General features: G+C 72.0%; 16 protein-coding genes. 2 read left to right on the top strand and 14 right to left on the bottom strand.

The window, feature by feature from the left end:
- Positions 1-169: 169 nt before the first annotated feature.
- Positions 170-1,816, top strand: a complete 1,647-nt coding sequence (locus tag FRAQA3DRAFT_RS11710; RefSeq protein ID WP_009739244.1) for a carboxylesterase/lipase family protein — start codon at positions 170-172, stop codon at positions 1,814-1,816.
- An 87-nt stretch (positions 1,817-1,903) separates the two neighbouring features.
- Here FRAQA3DRAFT_RS11710 and FRAQA3DRAFT_RS11705 read toward each other — a convergent pair whose 3' ends face one another.
- From FRAQA3DRAFT_RS11705 to FRAQA3DRAFT_RS37140, 14 genes are all read right to left on the bottom strand, one after another.
- A complete protein-coding gene (locus FRAQA3DRAFT_RS11705) occupies positions 1,904-2,308 on the bottom strand; it encodes a heme-binding protein (protein ID WP_009739243.1) in 405 nt (134 codons plus the stop codon).
- Between the two features lie 38 nt (positions 2,309-2,346).
- Positions 2,347-3,567 (bottom strand): formaldehyde dehydrogenase, glutathione-independent, encoded by a 1,221-nt coding sequence (gene fdhA, locus FRAQA3DRAFT_RS11700; protein WP_009739242.1) that lies wholly within the window; start codon positions 3,565-3,567, stop codon positions 2,347-2,349.
- 96 nt (positions 3,568-3,663) lie between these two features.
- Positions 3,664-5,286: a GMC family oxidoreductase gene (locus FRAQA3DRAFT_RS11695; RefSeq protein WP_009739241.1), complete on the bottom strand. Its 1,623-nt coding sequence runs from the start codon at positions 5,284-5,286 to the stop codon at positions 3,664-3,666.
- Positions 5,287-5,313: 27 nt separating this feature from the next.
- On the bottom strand, positions 5,314-5,754 hold the full coding sequence (locus FRAQA3DRAFT_RS11690; protein ID WP_009739240.1) for a PaaI family thioesterase: 441 nt from the start codon (positions 5,752-5,754) through the stop codon (positions 5,314-5,316).
- Positions 5,755-5,903: 149 nt separating this feature from the next.
- Complete coding sequence (locus FRAQA3DRAFT_RS11685; protein ID WP_009739239.1) at positions 5,904-7,484, bottom strand: AMP-binding protein; 1,581 nt, start codon at positions 7,482-7,484, stop codon at positions 5,904-5,906.
- Positions 7,481-8,392: a 4-hydroxyphenyl-beta-ketoacyl-CoA hydrolase gene (locus FRAQA3DRAFT_RS11680; RefSeq protein ID WP_009739238.1), complete on the bottom strand. Its 912-nt coding sequence runs from the start codon at positions 8,390-8,392 to the stop codon at positions 7,481-7,483. The genes FRAQA3DRAFT_RS11685 and FRAQA3DRAFT_RS11680 overlap by 4 nt, the downstream gene beginning before the upstream one ends.
- Positions 8,389-9,297 carry an SDR family NAD(P)-dependent oxidoreductase gene (locus tag FRAQA3DRAFT_RS11675; RefSeq protein WP_009739237.1) on the bottom strand — a complete coding sequence of 303 codons (909 nt, stop codon included), beginning with the start codon at positions 9,295-9,297 and terminating at the stop codon, positions 8,389-8,391. The genes FRAQA3DRAFT_RS11680 and FRAQA3DRAFT_RS11675 overlap by 4 nt, the downstream gene beginning before the upstream one ends.
- A 61-nt stretch (positions 9,298-9,358) precedes the next feature.
- A complete protein-coding gene (locus FRAQA3DRAFT_RS11670; protein ID WP_009739236.1) occupies positions 9,359-9,838 on the bottom strand; it encodes a MaoC family dehydratase in 480 nt (159 codons plus the stop codon).
- A complete protein-coding gene (locus FRAQA3DRAFT_RS11665; protein ID WP_009739235.1) occupies positions 9,835-10,692 on the bottom strand; it encodes a TIGR03084 family metal-binding protein in 858 nt (285 codons plus the stop codon). The genes FRAQA3DRAFT_RS11670 and FRAQA3DRAFT_RS11665 overlap by 4 nt, the downstream gene beginning before the upstream one ends.
- On the bottom strand, positions 10,689-12,386 hold the full coding sequence (locus FRAQA3DRAFT_RS11660) for a class I adenylate-forming enzyme family protein (protein ID WP_009739234.1): 1,698 nt from the start codon (positions 12,384-12,386) through the stop codon (positions 10,689-10,691). The genes FRAQA3DRAFT_RS11665 and FRAQA3DRAFT_RS11660 overlap by 4 nt, the downstream gene beginning before the upstream one ends.
- Position 12,387: 1 nt before the next feature.
- Positions 12,388-13,644 (bottom strand): ABC transporter substrate-binding protein, encoded by a 1,257-nt coding sequence (locus FRAQA3DRAFT_RS11655; RefSeq protein ID WP_009739233.1) that lies wholly within the window; start codon positions 13,642-13,644, stop codon positions 12,388-12,390.
- Positions 13,641-14,981 (bottom strand): branched-chain amino acid ABC transporter permease, encoded by a 1,341-nt coding sequence (locus FRAQA3DRAFT_RS11650; RefSeq protein ID WP_009739232.1) that lies wholly within the window; start codon positions 14,979-14,981, stop codon positions 13,641-13,643. Before FRAQA3DRAFT_RS11650 ends, FRAQA3DRAFT_RS11655 begins: the two co-directional genes overlap by 4 nt.
- On the bottom strand, positions 14,974-15,864 hold the full coding sequence (locus tag FRAQA3DRAFT_RS11645; RefSeq protein WP_009739231.1) for a branched-chain amino acid ABC transporter permease: 891 nt from the start codon (positions 15,862-15,864) through the stop codon (positions 14,974-14,976). Before FRAQA3DRAFT_RS11645 ends, FRAQA3DRAFT_RS11650 begins: the two co-directional genes overlap by 8 nt.
- Complete coding sequence (locus FRAQA3DRAFT_RS37140; protein WP_009739230.1) at positions 15,861-17,507, bottom strand: ATP-binding cassette domain-containing protein; 1,647 nt, start codon at positions 17,505-17,507, stop codon at positions 15,861-15,863. The genes FRAQA3DRAFT_RS11645 and FRAQA3DRAFT_RS37140 overlap by 4 nt, the downstream gene beginning before the upstream one ends.
- A gap of 326 nt (positions 17,508-17,833) precedes the next feature.
- On the opposite strand from FRAQA3DRAFT_RS37140, the gene FRAQA3DRAFT_RS11635 reads away from it, so the two are divergent.
- Positions 17,834-18,688: a PaaX family transcriptional regulator C-terminal domain-containing protein gene (locus FRAQA3DRAFT_RS11635; RefSeq protein ID WP_009739229.1), complete on the top strand. Its 855-nt coding sequence runs from the start codon at positions 17,834-17,836 to the stop codon at positions 18,686-18,688.
- The last annotated feature ends 5 nt before the right edge of the window (positions 18,689-18,693 follow it).

The raw sequence follows: 18,693 nt of genomic DNA, 5'->3' as shown, positions 1-18,693 counted from the left end.
ATACCGGGCCTCGACCTGGGGCGCGACTCAGGCCCGCGACCTAGTGCTTTCACGTCGCGGAAACATGGCTTGGCGGTGGGCGGGCCACCGGGCAGCCTTCGTCGAGCACGGACCCGCTGCCGGAAAAACTTTTTCCCGGGGGACTGCCGGGCCGCGCGGAGGAGGAACAATGGCCCTTCCAGGCCAGCAGCCCGGACGGCCGGCTTTCCGGCGGATGGCGGTACGTGCCCGGTTAGCCGTCGCACTCGTCGGCGTCCTGACAGCGGCTCTGCTCACGACGGTGGTGTCGACCGCGAACGCGGCCGAAGGTGACACCGTCACCGTGGAGCAGGGGCAACTGCGGGGAACTGTCGGCGACGGCTACCGCTCGTTCGTCGGTATTCCCTTTGCCGCACCACCGACCGGTGACCTGAGGTGGAAACCGCCGAGTGAACCCGCGTCCTGGTCGGGCACCCGATCGGCCACGACAGCGGGCAGCGACTGCGCACAGAACTCCGTCGACGCGTCCGGCAACCCGACGGTCGGCGGCAGTGAGGACTGCCTCTACCTGAACGTGTACACGCCCCATACGGCGGGGAAGAGCCTGTCCGATGCGCCGGTGCTGGTGTGGATCCACGGCGGCGTCTTCGTCCTCGGGTCCGGCTCCCAGTACGACCCGACCACGCTCGTGACCGAGGGCAACGTCATCGTCGTCACCGTGAACTACCGGCTCGGGCCGTTCGGCTTCCTCGCGCACAGCGACCTGGACGCCCGGGGAGCGAACTCGGGCGTCTATGGCCTGCTCGACCAGCAGGCGGCGCTGCGCTGGGTACAGGACAACATCGCCAGCTTCGGTGGGGACAGCTCGAACGTCACCGTGGCGGGCGAGTCGGCGGGCGCGATGAGCATCTGCGACCAGCTGCTCGCGCCGAGTTCGGCCGGCCTGTTCCAGAAGGCGGTCGTGATGAGTGGGCCGTGCGACGTCACGCCGCTGCGGGCCCGCAGCGACGCCCAGGCCGCGGGGGCGGACTTCGCGGCCCAACTGGGTTGTTCCTCGAACACCGCCAGCTGCCTGCGGGCAGAAACCACCGCCGACCTCCTCGCCGCCAGCAGTGAGCTCGGGTTGACCGCCTGGACTCCGGTGGTCGACGGCAGCTTCCTGACAACGGGCGCCGAGGGGTTCCGTTCGGGTGACTACACCAAGCTGCCCTCGATCATCGGCGGCGTGCGGGACGAGGCGCACGTCTTCGTCGAGCAGCAGTTCGACGGGACGGGTAATCCGGTGACCGCGGCGCAGTACCCCGACGTCCTCACCGGGATCTACGGCTCGACGAACGGGCCGCTCGTCGCCGCCGAGTACCCGGCCGAGAGCTACTCCTCGCCGAGCCTGGCGCTCGCGGCCGCGCAGTCCGACTTCAGCCCCACCCTGCCCCTCGGCGCGTGCAGTGACCTCGCCACCTACCAGGCCACCGCACCGAATGCGGCGGTGTTCGCCTACGAGTTCGCCGACACGGCCGCGCCGTCGGCGAGTTCGGCACTCGGCACCACCGCCGGCGCCTACCACGGCAGTGAACTGCAGTACCTGTTCACGATCACCGGGTTCGGGGACGGCCCCGATCTGTCGTCCACCCAGGCCACGCTCGCCCACCAGCTGCGGCAGTACTGGGCGAACTTCGCGCGTGGCGCAGACCCCAACGGGCGCGGCCTGACGAGCTGGCCCCGCTACCGCAGCTCGTCGTCGGTGCTGGCCTTCGCTCCCTCCGATGGCGGCGGGACCCGCACCGTCGACATCGCGGCCAGGCACAACTGCTCGTTCTGGACCGAGCTGGGGTACTGAGCGTCCCGGTCGGGACGGCCCGGCGCGCGGCCCTTGGGCCCGCGCCCGCCGTCCCGGCCGGCCGCCGGGGCCTGCGGGAGCCGTCGGCTACTGCAGGGCGGCGGCCCCGGCCACGGCGACGGCGTGGTCGTCCTCGACGGTGCTGCCGCTGACGCCGACGCTGCCGACCACCTCGCCCGAACTGCTCCGCAGCGGGACGCCGCCCGGGAACGTGATCAGCCCACCGTTGGACACCTCTATGTTGAACAGCGGGCCGCCGGGCTGGGACAGGACGCCGAGCTTGCCGGTGTCCAGGTTGAAGTAGCGCGCGGTGCGGGCCTTCTTGATGGCGATGTCGATGCTGCCCAGCCAGGCGTCGTCCATCCGGGCGAAGGCCTTGAGGTGGCCGCCGGCGTCGACGACGGCGATGTCCATGAGGACGCCGATCTCGGCCGACTTCTTCAGCGCGGCATCCACGACGGCCTGTGCCTGATTCAGAGAGATGTCTGCCATGTTCGCTCCTGTGTTGGTGTGGGCGAGATCGGGTCGGGTCAGCGGGTGGCGCCGACGAGCCCGTGCGGGTCGAGGACGTACTTGACGGCCGCGCCCTGGTCGAAGTTCTGGTAACCGGCCGGCGCGTCGGCCAGCGGGAGGGCGGTGGCGTTCACGGCCTGCGCGATCTGCACCCGGTCGTGCAGGATCGCCTTCATGAGCTGGCGGTGGTAGCGCATCACCGGGCACTGCCCGGTGAACATGGCGTGCGACTTCGCCCAGCCGAGACCGATCCGGACGGACAGCGCCCCGACCTTGGCCGCGTCGTCGACGGCGCCGGGATCGCCGGTGACGTAGAGCCCCGGGATGCCGATCGCGCCACCCGCGCGGGTGAGTTCCATGACGGCGTTGAGCACAGTCGCGGGCGCCTCGCCCGCACCGTGGGCATGCGCCCGGGCCTCGAAGCCGACGGCGTCGACCGCGCAGTCGACCTCCGGTTCGCCCAGGATCTCCGCGAGCTGGCCCGGTAGGTCGCCCTGGGTGACGTCGACGGTCGCGCAGCCGAAGCTGGCGGCCTGGGCGAGCCTGGCCGGGTTGAGGTCGCCGACGACGACAGCCGCCGCGCCGAGCAGGAAGGCCGAGGCGGCCGCGGCGAGGCCCACCGGCCCGGCTCCCGCCACGTAAACGGTGGAGCCCGGGCCGACGCCGGCCGTGACACAGCCGTGGAAACCGGTGGGAAAGATGTCCGACAGCAGGGTGAGGTCGAGGATCTTCGCCATGGCCTGGTCGCGGTCGGGGAAGCGCAGCAGGTTCCAGTCGGCGTAGGGCACCATGACGTACTCGGCCTGGCCGCCGACCCAGCCGCCCATGTCGACGTATCCGTACGCCGAGCCGGGCCGGTCCGGGTTGACGTTCAGGCAGATGCCGGTCTTGCCCTCCTTGCAGCTGCGGCACCGGCCGCAGGCGATGTTGAAGGGAACCGAGACGAGGTCGCCGACCTTCACGAACTCGACGTCGCGGCCGGATTCGATGACCTCGCCGGTGATCTCGTGGCCGAGCACGAGACCGCTCGGAGCGGTCGTGCGACCGCGGACCATGTGCTGGTCGCTCCCGCAGATGTTGGTGGAGACGACCTTGAGGACGACGCCGTGCGGGCAGGATCGACCGACGTTGTCGGGATGCACGCCGGGGCCGTCTCTGAGTACCAGTTCGGGAAAGTCCAGGTCGACGACGTCAACCTTTCCTGGTTCGACGTAGACGACCCCACGGTTGTTCGACATCAGGCTCTCTTTTCCGTTGCCTTGTCTGTGCTTCGGTTCGTCTCGGGTTCTGCCGCGGACTGGGCCGACCGGCAGCAGGAGGTGGTCCGCCTCCCGTCAGCCGCGCAACGCCTCCTCGCGGGGCGCGGGACGTCCCAGGATCAGGTCCGCCGCCTTCTCCGCGATCATGATGGCCGGAGCGTTGGTGTTGCCGCTGACGATCGTCGGCATCACCGAGGCGTCCACGACTCGCAGGCCCGGCACGGCGCGCACGCGCAGTTCGCCGTCCAGTACCGCGTCGCCGCCGGTGCCCATGGCGACGGTCCCGACGGGGTGCATCCCGGTGCCCGCCGCACCGCGGACGAAATCGTCGAGTTCGGCGTCGGAGCTCACCGCCGGCCCTGGCACCAGCTCGCGGGTGGTGAGCGGCGCGACGGCCGCGGTAGCGAACAGGCGCCGGATCAGCCGGGACATGTCGCGCATCCGTCGCCTGTCCTCGTCGTTGTCGAGCAGGTTGAACCGGATCGTCGGGCTGTCCGTCGGGTCCGCCGAGCGCAGGCCCACCGTGCCGCGGCTCTGCGGCCGCAGCAGCAGCGCGCCGGCCGAGATCTGGTGGCCGGCGCCCCTGCGCAGGCCCGGGAACCACGGGCGTGCGGCCAGGGAGGTGTGGACCACCTGGAGCTGGGTGTCCGGGCGGTCGATGTCCGGGCGGCTGCGCAGGAACGCCTGCACGGACATCGGCTGGTGGGAGAACGGGCCCCGGCCGGCGAGCAGCCAGCGCAGGCCGTTGAGCGCGAGGCGGTCCAGCCGGACCTGGGTCTCGAACGTGCCGTGCCCGCTCGCCTCGAAGACGTGGTAGATCATGGGATGGTCCTGCAGGTTCGCACCGACGCCAGGGACGTCGGCGTGCACGGTGATCCCGTGCCGCCGGAGCTCGTCGGCCGGCCCGATGCCCGACAGCATCAGCAGGTGCGGCGAACGGTACGCCCCGGCGCTCACGACCGTCTGCGGGGCGCGCGCCTCGGTGAGATCGCGGCCCGTCGAGTACCGCACGCCGACCGCCCGACCGCCCTCGACGAGCACCTGGTGGACGAGGGCGCCGGTCCGCACCACCAGGTTCGGCCGGTCGCGCACCGGGTCGAGGTAGGCGCGGGCCGTGCTGCTGCGCCGGCCCCGGTAGATGGTGAACTCCGGCAGGCCGAATCCTTCGGGCGCCGCGACGTTGAAGTCGTCGGCGTTCGGGTAGCCCAGCTCCCACGCCGCCTCCCGGAACCTGCCGAGGTCCCTGCCCGGTGGCAGGGGACAGACGTGCAGCGGTCCGGTGCGGCCGTGGTAGCGGTCGTCGGTGCGGGTGCTGGCCTCGGACCGCCGGAAGTAGGGAAGGACGTCGTCGTAGCCCCAGCCCGCGAGACCCGCGTCGCGCCAGGCGTCGTAGTCGGCCGCCTGGCCACGGGTGTACATCATGCCGTTGATCGACGAGGTTCCGCCCAGGAGCCTGCCGGTCGGTTGCGCCAGTGCGCGGCCCGCGAGGTGCGGCTCGGGTTCGCTCAGGTTCTGCCAGGTCAGGGACGGGCGGCCGGCCGCGGTGGTCCAGCCGACCGGCACGTCGATGATCAGGCGACGGTGGGTGCCGCCGGCTTCGAGCAGCAACACCCGGGTGCCCTCGTCGGCGGAGAGCCGGTTGGCGAGCACGCTTCCCGACGACCCCGCCCCGACGATGATGTAATCAAAGGTGTTCATGATACGAAATCATATTTGATCTGGCCTTCAGGGGTTTGCGGGGGTACCTGTGGTCCCGTCCGAGTCGTCGGCGACCGTCGCCGTCTGGCCGGTGACGGTCGCGACCAGCTCACCGGAGTCGGTCACCCGGACCGTGTAGAGCGACAGTCGCCGGCCGCGGTGGCCCTCCTCGGCGGTGGCCACGAGCCGGGCCCCGCCGCGAACCGGCCGAACCAGGTGGATCGTGGCCGCGCTGAGCACGGCGGTGCGCCCCCGCTGGTTGGCGGCCACGGCCACGGCCTGGTCGGCGAGGGAGAAGATGGCCCCGCCGTGGGCGATCCCCACGTGGTTGAGATGCTCCGGCGCCACGTCCAGGGCGACCACCGCGTGCCCGGGCCGGACTTCGACCGTTCTGAGCCCGACCAGCCCGTGGCCGTACGCGTCCGCGGCCGAACCGGGGCCCGCCGCCACGACGGGGGAATTCGTCATCGTTGATCCCTGCTGCCTGTCGTGGGGTCTGCCTGTCATGGTGTGCACGCGGACCAGATCACCGATTACATCATATATGACAGGCTGAGATGTCTAGACCTGGGACGGGTAGAACGGAGCCGCGAACGACGGGTGGGTCGGGCGCGGGTTCACCTCAACAGCCGGCGCAGGACTTTGCCGGTCGGCGAGCGGGGGATGCTGTCGACGAACTCGACGTACCGGATCTTCTTGTAGGGCGCCACCCGTTCGGCGACCCAGCCCATGAGTTCGTCGGCCCCGACGGCGGCGGTGGGGCCGACGCCGTCAGGTGCCCCGCGCGCGTCAGTCCTGGTCACGAACGCCTTCGGAGCCTCACCGCCCTCCTCGTGCGGCACCCCGACGACCGCGGCGTCGAGCACGCCGGGGTGGGTGAGCAGCAGGGCCTCGAGCTCCGCCGGCGCGACCTGGTATCCCTTGTACTTGATCAGTTCCTTGAGTCGGTCCACCACCGAGAACACGCCGTCGTCGTCGACCCGCAGGATGTCGCCTGTCCGCAGCCACCCGCCCGCGACGACCGTCTCGACCGTCGCGGTGGGGTTGTCCAGGTAGCCCGCCATCACCTGGGGCCCCCGCACCCACAGCTCCCCTGGTTCGCCCGGGGGCGCATCCTGGCCGGTCGTCGGGTCGACGAGGCGCGCCTCGGTGTTCGGGACGAGCCGCCCGACCGAGCCCGCCGGGATCGTCGAGACCTCGGCGTCGGGCACGAGGTGGGTGCCCGGGCTCGCCTCCGTCATCCCGTAGCCCTGGCGGATCAGGCAGCCCAGCCGCTCCTCGGCGCGCTCGGCCAGGCTGACGTCGAGCGGCGCGGCCCCGCAGATGGCGACGCGCAGCGAAGAGAGATCATAATCGCCCAGGTCGGGCGCGGTGGCGATGTCGAGCACCATCGGAGGCGCGAGGAACGCGCGGGTCACCTGGTAGTCCTGCACCATCCGCGCGAAGGCCGGCAGGCGGTAGCGCGGCAGGGTCACGATCGTCGCGCCCGCGGTGAGTGCGGAGTTCAGAATGATCGTGAAACCGTAGATGTGGAAGAACGGCAGGGCCGCGGCGACCACGTCGTCCCTGCTCACCGGCCACGCGGCAGCGTTCTGCTCGATATTGGCCACGAGGTTGCGGTGGGTGAGCATCACGCCCTTGGCCGTGCCCGTCGTCCCGCTCGAGAACGGCAGCATGGCCACGGCGACGGCGGGGTCCAGCTCGACGGCCGGCGGCTGGTGACCGGCGGCGACGAGCCGCGCGAGCGGTACGAAACCGTCGTGGTGGCCGAGCACGACGCGATGGGTCACGCCAGCCTCGTCGGCTGCTTTGGCCACCTTCTCGGCGGCCTGATCCGAGCTGACGACCACGACCGCACGGGAGGCCCGCAGATGTCTGGTGAGTTCGTCGATCGTCAGCACCGGGTTGACCGGCGAGACGGTGGCACCGGTGGCGAGCGCGCCGAACAGCGCGGTGGCGTACGACGGCTGGTTGTGGCTCGCGATCGCCACGACGCTGCCCGGCCCGGCGCCGAGGCCGGCCAGCGCGCCGGCGACGGAGTCCACACCGTCCGCCAGTTCACGGTAGGTGAGCCTTTCCCCGGTCGTGGCGTCGACGAGGGCGACCTTGTCGCCGTGCTCGCGGGCCCGGCCCAGCACGTGCCCGGTCAGCGACCCGCGCGGGATCTCGATGTCCGCCAGACTGCTTCGATAGATCATTTCGGTTCCTCCGGAGCCAGGCCGAACACACGCACCGCGTTCTCCTTGAGGATCTTCGGGCGGATGTGGTCCTTGATGTCGATCTCGGCGAAGTCGGCCAGCCAGCGGTCCGGGGTGATGAGCGGGTAGTCCGAGCCGAACATGACCTTGTCCTGGAGTAGCGAGTTGGCGTAGCGCACCAGCTGCGGCGGGAAGTACTTCGGGGACCAGCCGGAGAGGTCGATGTAGACGTTAGCCTTGTGCGTCGCCACGGCCAGCGCCTCGTCCTGCCAGGGGAACGAGGGATGCGCCATCACGATGGTGAGATCGGGGAAGGTCGCGGCCACCTCGTCGAGCAGCATCGGGTTCGAGTGCGCCAACCGGATGCCGCGCCCGCCGGGCAGGCCGGCGCCGATTCCGGTCTGGCCGGTGTGGAAGATCGCCGGCACCCCCAGCTCCTGCGCGGCCTCGAGCAGCGGGTAGGCGCTGCCGTCGTCGGGGGCGAAGTTCTGGATCGAGGGATGGAACTTGATGCCCCGCATCCCGTGCTTGGTGACGAGCCTGCGCAGGGTCCGTGCACCGGCGTGACCCTTGGCGGGGTCGATGCTCGCGAACGGGATCACCACGTCGCTGTGGCGGGCCGCGTGCTCGGCGATCTTTTCGTTCGACAGCGCCGGGTGGCCGTTCGCGGATTCCGCGTCGACGGTGAACAGCACGACCGCCATCTGCCGCTCGCGGTAGTACTGCGCGGTCTGGTCGATGGTCGGAGCGCGGTGATCGGCGGAGAAGTACTTCGACGACGCCGCGACGAGATCGTCGGGCAGCGACAGGTGGCCGTGCTCGTCGGTCTCGACGTGCGCGTGCACGTCGACGGCCACGAGCGCGGCGATGTCCAGCCCCGGTCCGGTCGCCGCAGGCCGCGGGCTCATCGGGGTGCCTTCGGCAGGTTCTCGCCGACCGTCTGGTGGTGCTGGGCGAACACGGTCGGCCAGGCCTGTGCGATCGCGTCGGCGTCCCAGCCGCCGTCGGCGTAGGCGGCGACGGCCTGCTCGGGGTGCGTCCACAACGACAGGCGGTCGCCGCCGATCCCGATGGCCTGGCCGGTGATGCCGGCTGCCTCCACCGAGCAGAGGAACGCGACCAGCCCGGCCGCGTCCTCGGCGGAGCCGAAGGCCAGCGCCCGGCGGGCGAACGGCGGCAGCGGCTGACCGTCGCGCAGCGCGGCGGCGTACGGCGCCAGTGCCGGGACGGTTTCGGTCATCGCCGTGGCGGCCACCGGGACGATCGCGTTCACGGTGACCTGCGCCCGCTCGAGCTCCATCGCCCAGGTGCGGACGAACCCGACGATGCCGGCCTTGGCCGCGGAGTAGTTGGTCTGCCCGAAGTTGCCGCGCTGGCCGGCGGGGGAGCCGACGACCACGATGCGTCCGCCCTCGCCCTGCTCGCGGAACCGCACGGCGGCGGCGCGCGCGCAGGTGAAGGTCCCGCGCAGATGGACGTGGACGACCGTGTCGAAATCGTCGTCGGTCATCTTCCACAGCACCCGGTCGCGGAGCACGCCGGCGTTGGTGATCATAGCGTCGAGCCGGCCGAACTCGTCGACGGCCACGCCGACGAGCTTGTCCGCCGCTTCGGCCGTGCCGACGGCCGCGGGGGCGGGGGCGGCGAACCCGCCGACGGACGCGACCTCCTTGGCGGCTGCTTCGGCGACCACCGGGTCCACGTCGTTCACCACCACGGCGGCGCCCGCCGCGGACAGCGCCTTCGCGTAGGCCAGGCCGAGGCCCCGCCCCGCTCCGGTCACCACCGCGACCTTGCCACTGAGGTCTACCACTGTTGCCTCCTGCGTTGAAGAGATGGCGCTGGGGCCGGGTGCCGGTGGGCCCGGCACGGCGTCAGCCACCGAAGACACGGAAGATCGGCTCCGCGACACAGACCGGCTTGTCGCCGCCCTCCCGCTCGATGACGGCGGAAACGGTCAGTGCCAGGCCGCCGTCGATCACTGCGGCGTCCTTGAGGGTCGCCCTCAACCGCAGCCGGGAACCGACCGGCACGGGCGCCGGAAAGCGCACCTTGTTCAGCCCGTAGTTGACGCCCATCGTCGAGTCGCTCACCGTCAGTACCTGGGTCCACATCGGGATGATCAGGGAGAGCGTGAGATACCCGTGCCCGATCGGGCCGCCGTACGGGCTTTCCTGCTGGGCCCGCTCGGGGTCGACGTGAATCCACTGGTGGTCGTCGGTGGCGTCGGCGAAGAGCCCGACGCGGTCCTGCGTGACCTCGTACCAGTCGCTCGTGCCGAGCTCGCTGCCCACCAGGGACGGCAGCTCCCCGAGCGTCGTGGTGGTCGTCCTGGCTGTCGTGTCCGTGGTCATCGGGATGTCTCCTTCGCGGTCGGGTTGCTGTGCCGTGCTCCCGGCGCCCGCGCCGGCCCGGGCGGGCCGGCGAACGCCTGGGCGATGTCAAGCCACTGGTCGGCCTGCGCGCCCCGACACCGCAGGGCGAGGTCGTCGCGGTGCCGTCGGCGCGTCACCAGCAGGCAGAAGTCCAGTGCCGGTCCGGTTACCCCCTGCCGGGCGCCGGCCGGCCCCCAGGCCCAGACCTGGTCACCGGGGCCTACCAGCTCGATCCGGAACTCCTCGGCCGGCGGCCGCAGGCCGCGCTGGCGGAAGGCGAAATCTCGGGTGCGGGCGCCGAGGTGGGCGATGCCGCGCAGCCGCGGGGTCGCGACCGGTCCGGCACCGAAGGACTCCCGGACGTCCAGACCGTGCGCCCAGGTCTCCATCAGTCGGGCGGTGGCCATCGTGGTGGCGCTCATGGGCGGCCCGGCCCACGGCAGCACCGCGCCGACGGGAACCTCGGCCAGCGCGGCCGCGAGCGCCGCGCGACCCCGGCGCCACCGGGCGAGCAGTGCTTCTGGTGGATCGTCGGCACCGGCGGCGGCGGTCTCAACAGCGGCGGGGCCGGTGAACGCGGTGAAGCCGTGGGCGCTCGTGGCCGTGGCCGTGATCTTGACCGCGGTGCGCGGGTCGCCGGAGCCGGTGGCCGCGCGCAGCGCGCAGGCGTCCGTCCAGGCGAGATGGGCGACCTGATGCGCGACCGTCCAGCCCGCAGCCGGTGTGGGGGTGCGCCAACCCGCCGGGCCCAGCCGCGCCACGATGGCGTCGAGCTCCGCCGACTCCTCGGCCAGGTCGGCCAGGATCCGTGCCAGGTACCCGCCGGCGTTCACCGCGCGGTCCCGCTGCCCGCGGTCCCGCTGCCCGCGGACAGGGTGCCCGCGGCCTGGGCGGCGACGGCGAGCTCCCGTAGCTCCGCCCGCCGGACCTTCGACGATGCCGTGGTGGGAAGTTCGTCGAGCACGTGCCAACGCCGCGGCACCTTGAACGGGGACAGCAGCGAGCGGCAGTGGTTTTCCAGCTCCGCGGGCAGCACCACCCCGCCGCTCGGCACGACGAAGGCGACGACGAGCTCGCCCCACCGCTCGTCAGGCAGGCCGACGACGGCCGCGTGCCGCACGCTGGGATGGCTCGCGACGGCCTCCTCCACCTCCTCGGGCGAGACGTTCTCGCCCCCGGTCTTGATCACGTCCTTGTCGCGGCCCGCCACGCGGCAGACGCCTCGGGAGTCCATCGCGGCGAGGTCGCCCGTGCGCAGCCAGCCGTCGGACGTGAGCGCCGCCGAGGTGGCCGTCTCGTCGTTGAGGTAGCCGCGGGTCAGCCGGGTTCCGCGCAGCCACAGTTCCCCGACCTCGCCCAGCGGCGCAGGTTCGCCCGCCGGTGTCGCGACGCGCACGTCCGTTCCGTCGAGCGGTCGCCCGACGCTGTGCCGCCGGACGTCGTCGCCATCCCACGGCGAGGTCTGCAACGCGGCGCCGCAGGTCTCCGTCATCCCGAAGGTCGCCGACAGCCGTGCGCCGAAGGTCGACTCCACCCGCTCGACGAACGCGGGGGTCACGCGTTGGCCGCCGGTGAACACGACCTGAAGGCTGCTCAGGTCCGTCGAGCCGATGTCCGGATGGGCCATGAGGAGGTCGAGCAGGGTCGGCGCGGCGGACAGCACGGTCGCCCGACGCGCGGCCGCGGCCCGCAGTGTCCGGCCCGGCTCGAAGGCCAGGACGACGAGTTCGCACCGCTGCCACAGCGCGCCCATCACACCGAGCACGTTCCCGGCGGTGTGGAACAGCGGCATCGGGCTGAGCCACGCGCCGCCGGGCGGCAGGCCGATGCGCCGCGTGAACGCGTGCGAGGTCACCACCATCCCGTGATGAGTGATCTTCACCGCCTTGGGGTGGCCGCTCGTCCCGGAGGTGAACTGGAGTTGGGCGAGACCGTCCGGGTCGACGACGGGCAGCGGACGGTCCGTCTCCCCGCCGTCGGTCAGGTTTCGCCACTCCCCGTCGCAGCGCCGGACCTCGAGCAGGTCGGGAAGGGACGCGGCGAGTTCGGCGGCGGTGTCCGCGACGGGGTTGCCGGCGACGTCCAGCGCCGCGAACACGCACGACGCCCGGGAGCGCCGCAGGGCGTGGTCGAGTTCGGGTGGCCGGGAGCGCGGGTTGACCGGCACCAGCACCATGCCGGCGAGGGCGACGCCGAGCTGGATCAGCACCGCCTCCGCACCGTTGGGCAGGCAGGTCGCGACGCGGCTGCCCACCGGGAGACGCGCCAGCAGTCCCCGGGCGACCCGTTCGGCGTCGGCCAGGAGCTCGACGGCCGACCACGTGTGCGTTCCCGTGCTGTGGACCGCCGTGAGCGCAAGGGCGCGACCAGCGGCCTCGGCACCGCCCCGTGCGCCGGTACCGCCGTCGGCGTCGACGGCGGTACCGGCGGGCTGGGCTGCCCGACGCAGGACGTCACCGACGACCCGTTCGGCCAGGTTCCCGGTCGGGGAGGCGAGCAGTTCGCTCGCCACGAGTGAGTCGGACATGCTAGTCGGCGACGGGGTAGCTGCTGGCGCTCGGACCCGTCATGGTCGTCAGGAGCCGCAGCCCACCTGGCACCTGCCTGTCGACCTTGGAGACGAACACACTGCGGGTCGCCGGCTGGCCGGCCTTGGTGAAGTCGAGCTTGCCGGGGAACACGCCGTCGGCGTCGATGCCCGACGCGGAGTGCATCGCCTTGACCAGTCCCTCGGGGGTCAGGTCACCCGCGTCGCAGGCCCGATCCAGCGCGTCGCGCAGCAGCACGCCCTGGCCGTAGGCCAGCGGAACCTCCCAACCGTCCGCGCCGTTTGGCGCCGCCGCCTGGTACAGCTCGACGGCCTTGCGCACACCCGGGGCGTCATGGCTGAACGGAGCGATCGCGGTGATGCTGTAGCCGTTGGCGTTCAGCGCGGGCCCGGCCGAGGTTTTGAGCAGCGCGGGGTTGAACGCCGGGGTGTTGCCGACGATCGGCACGTCGACACCGAGCGAGTCCAACACGCCGGACAGCGAGCCCAGCTGGGTGGGCGCGGTGGAGACGAGAACCGCCGACACCCCGGCCTGCCGCAGTGCGGCGGCCTGAGCGGACAGGTCGGTGTCGCGAGGCGTGATCTCCTGCGGGAAGATCTTCACGCCCCGCTCCTGCGCGGCGTGCTGCGAACCGCGCAGCGCGTCGCTGCCGTAGTCGCCGACGAAGTACACATGGCCGATGGTGGAGCCCTTGGGGAGGTGCAGCTCGTCGACCAGGAAGTCGACGGCGTTCGCGCCTTCGAGGCTGTAGGTGGTGCCGGGGATCTGGGCGACCTCGTAGCCGAGCGCGACGCTGGGCCATCCCATGCCGCCGACGTACAGGCCGTCATCGTCGGCCAGCGGCAGCACCGCCGCGACCACCGGCGAACCGAGGACCTGCTGCAGCCCGACCACGTTGGTGGCCATGCTCCGGTAGAGAGAGACGGCTTTCTGCGGGTCGTAGCCATGGTCCCGGACGTCGAGCTTGACCTGCCGGCCGCAGACCCCACCGTCGGCGTTCACCGAGGCCCAGTACGCCTTGAACTCCGCGGTCTGCACCGCGGCGCCCGCCGCGAACGGACCCGACAGGTCGGTGAGGCTGCCGATCGTGATGGTCGTGTCCGTGACGCCGTTGCCGGTCTTGACACCGCCGCCCGCTCCGGTGCCGTCACCGGAGTCGGGGTTGGTGGAGCAGGCGGCGAGCGCCGCCGTGCAGGCGGCAACTAACGCAACGGCGGTGCGCACGCGGGCGTTCATGCGGAGGTCTCCTTCGACCTGGACGGGACGGCGGGTGCGGAGTGGGAGGGAAGTTCGTGCTCCGGGCGGTCCGCTGGCCCGGCCGGGTCTTTCGCGGTGCCCGGGTCTTTCGCGGTGCCCGGGTCTTTCGCGGTGCCGGAGTCGGCCTGCCTTCCTGGCTGCGCCTGCCCGTCCGCACCGGCGGAAGGGGCGCGCCGCCGGTCGCGCAGCGTGCTGCGGGCTCGACCCAACCCACCTGCCAACCCGCCCCGCAGGAACAGGAGGACCGCGATGATCGCGGCGCCGTACGCGAAGCGCGACAGCGTTGCGCCGTCCAGGCCGCCCGAGCCGGGGGCGGCGAGGAACGGCAGGTCGGCGCCGTACTCGGTCAGGACCAACGGGAGGGTGGTGACGAACACCGCTCCGACGGCGGCGCCGGCCACGGAACCCAGCCCACCGATCACGATCATGATCAGGAAGTCGATCGAGAGCTGCAGTCCGAACAGGTCCGGGGCGATCCGGCCGAACGCCAGGGCCATCAGCGCTCCACCCAGCCCCGCGTACGCCGAGGAGACGGTGAAGGCCGTGGCCTTGGCCCTCCTGACGTTGATCCCCATCGCCGCGGCGGTGGTCTCGCCGTCCCGGACGCTGGCCAGCGCGCGGCCGCTGCGGCTGCGCCGCAGGTTGCTCGCCAGCGCGGCGGCGACGGCGGTGACGAGGACGAAGAGATACCAGAGCCGGTGCAGACCCTCGAACTCGACGCCCGCCACCGCGAGGTAGTCGGGCTCGGAGTTGCTGAAACTGAACCCGGGGACGGAGAAGGGTTCGACCCGGCGCCCGTTGTAACCGCCGGTGACCGATGACGCGTTGACCAGGACGTGACGGGAGACGAAGACCAGGCCGACGGTCGCCAGGCCGAGGTAGATGCCGCGCAGCCGGCCCGATATCGGGCTGAACAGCGCCCCCGCGATCGCGCCGCAGCCGGCGGCGGCGACCAGCGCGAGCAGCGGCGGCAGGCCGAGCCCGGCGGGGGCGGCGCCGGTGTCGCCCGCGGTCCACGTGTACGCGTACGCGCCGAGCGCGGCGAAGGCGGCGTGCCCGAGGGAGAGCTGCCCGGCGGTGCCGACGAGCAGGGTCAGTCCGACCGCCGCGACGATCGCAGCCATCGAGAACAGCCCGGCCTGCAGCCAGAAGTCGTTCAGGAACAACGGCAGGCCGAGCGCCACGACAAGGGCCAGCACCAGGGCGAGCCGGCGCCCGGCGGACACCCGGCGGGCGGACACCCGGCGGGCGGGGTGCCGCCGGGCGGGCCGGTCAGCGAGATCAGGCAGACGGGAGGAATCAAGGAAGTCAGACACGGTTGGCCGCCTGGCGTCCGAACAGCCCGTTGGGCCGCACCAGCAGCACGAGGATCATCACCGCGTACGGCACGACCTCGCCCAGCCCGCGGCCCAGCACCTGCAGGTCGTCCTCGTAGCCGACGGTCAGCGCCGTCGCGACTCCCACGATCAGGCCGCCTGCGACGGCCCCTGGCAGCGAGTCGAACCCGCCGAGCACCCAGGCCGGAATGGCCGCGAACGCGGTCAGACCGATCGAGGGGGCGACGCCCTGGGTCGGGAAGGAGGTGAGGAAGATGCCGGCGACGGCCGCCAGGCCGCCCGCCAGCGCCCAGCCCGCCGCGCCCGTGCGCGACAGCCGGATGCCCATCATCGAGGCGGTGTCGCCGTCGGCTGCGGCCGCCCGCATCGCGACCCCGAATCCCGTCCGGGTGAAGAGGAACCACAGCGCCGCGAACAGCACCACCGCCACCCCGGCGGCGACCACCCGGGCCGTCGGTACGGTGACGCCGCCGACCGACACCACGTCAGCGCCCCACGGCGCCCCGAGCGGGAGGATCCGGTTGCCGATGCGCCGGGTCATCTCGGTGAGCAGGACGGTGTCCACGCCGAGCATGAGGATGGCGGCGGTGGCCGGGTTGTGCTCCGCGAGGTTGCGCACCAGCACCGCGTTCACGAGCACCCCGAGCAGTGCCGCCGCAGCCGTCGCCACCAGCGCCGCCAACCAGAACCCGATGTCCGGCTGCAGCGCGGCGACGAGGTAGGCGCCGGTCAGCACCACGGAGCCGTGGGCGAAGTTCAGGACGCCCGTCGAGGTGAAGACGATCACGAACCCGCCGGCGACCAGGCCGAGGACCAGGCCGATCGAGACGCCGTTGGCGAGCTGGGTGAGGAGGTAGCTCATGCCGCGGCCTCTGCTGCTCCCAGGTACGCGCGAACCACCTCGGGGTCGCGCTGCACCTCCTGCGGCGTGCCCTCGGCGATCCGACGGCCGAAGTCGAGAACGGTGATGCGCTCGGCCAGTCCCATCACGAAGGGCATGTCGTGCTCCACCAGCAGGATCGACAGGCCGAGCCGGCGCTGGACCGACGCGATGGCGGCGGCCATGTCGCTGGACTCCCCGTGGGTCATCCCGGCGACCGGCTCGTCGAGCAGCAGCAGGGAGGGCTCGGCCGCCAGCGCCCGGCCCAGCTCGACCCGTTTGCGGTCGCCGTAGGGCAGGGTGTGCACCGGTCGGGGGAGCAGGTGCCCGATCCCCAGCAGGTCGGCGATCCCCCGGACGACCTCGCGGTGCTCCGACTCCTCCCGGCGGGCGCGGGGCAGCCGCAGTGCCCCGGCCAACGTCCCGGCGCGCATGAGGCGGTGCCGTCCGACCAGCAGGTTGTCCTCGGCGCTCACCTCGAGCGACAGCGAGATGTTCTGGAACGTCCGGGCGACGCCGAGGTCGGCGACCTGGTGCGACCGCAGGCCGGTCAGCTCACGCTGGCCGTAGTGCACGGTGCCGGAGGTGGCGCGGTACGCGCCGCCGAGCACGTTGATACAGGTCGACTTGCCCGCGCCGTTGGGGCCGATCAGAGCGTGCACGGTGCCGGGTTCGACGGTGAACGACACGTCGCGCAGCGCCGTGACACCGCCGAAGCGGACCGTCAGCTCCGCCACGGTCAAGCGGTGCTCGGAACGTGGCTGCGCCTCGGCGGGCCCCGCCCCGATCGGCGCCGCCCCGGTCTGCGCCGCCCCGGTCTGCGTCGTCAGTGTCACCGTTGCCCGCGGGGCCGGCGCCGGCGCGCAGGACGCAGGCTGCTCGCCGGGTTCGCTGACACCGAGATACCGGTTGCGCACCTCGTCGGTTGCCGCCAGATCGGCCGCCGCGCCCGACGCGGTGATCCGGCCGGTCTCGAGGACGTAGGCGGTGTCGGCGACGCGCAGGCCCATCGCCGCGTTCTGTTCGATCAGAAGCACGGCGGTGCCGGTGACATTGATCTGTTTGATGATTTCGCCGATCTGATCGACCAGCTGTGGGGCCAGACCGAGCGAGGGTTCGTCCAACAGGAGCAGACGCGGCGACGTCATGAGAGCGCGGCCGATGGCGAGCATCTGCTGCTGCCCGCCGGAGAGCAGCCCGCCGCGCTGGTGGCGCCGCTCCCGCAGGATGGGGAAAAGGTCGAGCACATCGTCGTGCGCCCGCCGTCGGGCGGCGGCGTCGCGCACGGTGTGTCCGCCGGCCCGCAGGTTCTCCTCGACCGTGAGGTCCGCGAAGATCCGGCGGCCCTCGGGAACCTGAACCAGCCCGGCCCGCACGGCGGCGGACGTGTCGGTGTGGGCGAGGTCAGCGCCGTCGTAGCGCACCGTGCCGGCTGTCACCCGGCCGCCGATCGCGCCGAGCGAGCGGGACACGGCCCGCAGCAGTGTGGACTTCCCGGCCCCGTTGCTGCCGAGCACAGCAACGACCGTTCCGGCCTGGACCTGTAACGAGACGCCGCGTAAGGCCTGCACCGTGCCGCCATAGGACACGGCCAGCCCCGCCACGTCGAGCAGTGGGTCGGACAAAGAGGACTCCAGGGGCTTGTGCGTACGGATATGCGGGTTTCGGCGCGGGGAGGACGCGCGCTTCGACCACCCCCGGGCGCTGTGGGAACGGCCTGTCCGGCAGCGGCGAGGGATGTGGTGGCGCGAAGCTGGTGACGACCGCCGGGCGGGGGGGAAGGTGCTCCGGGTCACATGTAACTTAGATGTGTTTATAACGCTCGTCAAGAAGTTGTCGAATGATAATCTGACGAAGTCGGCTGGCGGGAGCGAGGCGGTGCACCGGAGGAGAGCCGTCGCCAAGCCGTCCGGCCCGCGGGCCGTCGCTTTCGGCTCAGGAAGGGAGACGCGTGGTGGCCTCACCGGCGCAGGTCGGCGCCGACCTCGAGTCGACCGCGCTCGCTGCCGGTCGCCGCCCGCAGCAGCTGCTGCTGGGTCTGCTGGGCGCGGTCGTGATGAACCGCCACCCCGTTCCCGTGCCCACCCGCGTGTTCCTGCGGATCTTCGGGAGTCTGGGCATCGGTGACGCCGCAACCCGTGCCACCCTCGCGCGCATGACGCGCAGTGGGCTGCTCGCGCGCCACCAGCTCGGCCGGACGGCGGCGTTTCGCCTCACCGACCGCGGTGAGGGTCTGCTGCGGGAGGCGGCCAGCCGCGTGCAGTCGTCGAAGCCCTTCGAGCATGCCGACGGCGAGTGGACGCTGCTGAGCTTCTCGTTGCCGGAGAGCCGGCGCGACCTGCGCCACCAGCTACGCGCCCGGCTGACGTGGGCGGGGTTCGGGCCGCTGCGGGACGGATTGTGGATCGCGCCGGGCACGGTCGACGTCGACAAGGTGCTTGCTGACGTGCCGCTCGGCGACGACGAGGAGCAGATCCCGCACGCGTTCGTCGCTCGACCGGCTCCTCCGACCCGGCTCGACCTTGTCGTCAGGCGCGCGTGGGACCTCGCTGAGCTGCGTGCCGAACACGAGCGCTTTCTGCGCCTGTGGGAACGTCACCCCGCCACCGGTGGAAAACAGCTGGCCGAACTGACCTTGTTCGTCTCCGACTGGTTGCGACTGCTGCGAGCCGACCCAGGGCTGCCGGCGGCCTACCTGCCCGAGGACTGGCCGTCCGCTCGGTCGGTGGCCACCTACCTGCGACTACGCGGTGAGCTGGAGGGGCCGGCGAGAACTGCCTTCGGCCGGCTCGTCGGCTCGCCCTGACTCCA

It is taken from the genome of Frankia sp. QA3 (assembly GCF_000262465.1).
Taxonomy (GTDB): Bacteria; Actinomycetota; Actinomycetes; order Frankiales; family Frankiaceae; genus Frankia.
Note: the sequence above shows the minus strand (reverse complement) of the source record. Positions and strands in the feature narration are given on the sequence as shown.

Excerpts from the sequence above, each read along its gene's own strand:
- FRAQA3DRAFT_RS11645 (WP_009739231.1), bottom strand. The coding sequence starts at position 15,864 with ATGAGCTACCTCCTCACCCAGCTCGCCAACGGCGTCTCGATCGGCCTG.
- FRAQA3DRAFT_RS11660 (WP_009739234.1), bottom strand. The coding sequence starts at position 12,386 with ATGTCCGACTCACTCGTGGCGAGCGAACTGCTCGCCTCCCCGACCGGG.
- FRAQA3DRAFT_RS11685 (WP_009739239.1), bottom strand. The coding sequence starts at position 7,484 with ATGATCTATCGAAGCAGTCTGGCGGACATCGAGATCCCGCGCGGGTCG.
- FRAQA3DRAFT_RS11710 (WP_009739244.1), top strand. The coding sequence starts at position 170 with ATGGCCCTTCCAGGCCAGCAGCCCGGACGGCCGGCTTTCCGGCGGATG.
- FRAQA3DRAFT_RS11690 (WP_009739240.1), bottom strand. The coding sequence starts at position 5,754 with ATGACGAATTCCCCCGTCGTGGCGGCGGGCCCCGGTTCGGCCGCGGAC.
- fdhA (WP_009739242.1), bottom strand. The coding sequence starts at position 3,567 with ATGTCGAACAACCGTGGGGTCGTCTACGTCGAACCAGGAAAGGTTGAC.
- FRAQA3DRAFT_RS11670 (WP_009739236.1), bottom strand. The coding sequence starts at position 9,838 with ATGACCACGGACACGACAGCCAGGACGACCACCACGACGCTCGGGGAG.
- FRAQA3DRAFT_RS11655 (WP_009739233.1), bottom strand. The coding sequence starts at position 13,644 with ATGAACGCCCGCGTGCGCACCGCCGTTGCGTTAGTTGCCGCCTGCACG.
- FRAQA3DRAFT_RS11705 (WP_009739243.1), bottom strand. The coding sequence starts at position 2,308 with ATGGCAGACATCTCTCTGAATCAGGCACAGGCCGTCGTGGATGCCGCG.
- FRAQA3DRAFT_RS11695 (WP_009739241.1), bottom strand. The coding sequence starts at position 5,286 with ATGAACACCTTTGATTACATCATCGTCGGGGCGGGGTCGTCGGGAAGC.
- FRAQA3DRAFT_RS11680 (WP_009739238.1), bottom strand. The coding sequence starts at position 8,392 with ATGAGCCCGCGGCCTGCGGCGACCGGACCGGGGCTGGACATCGCCGCG.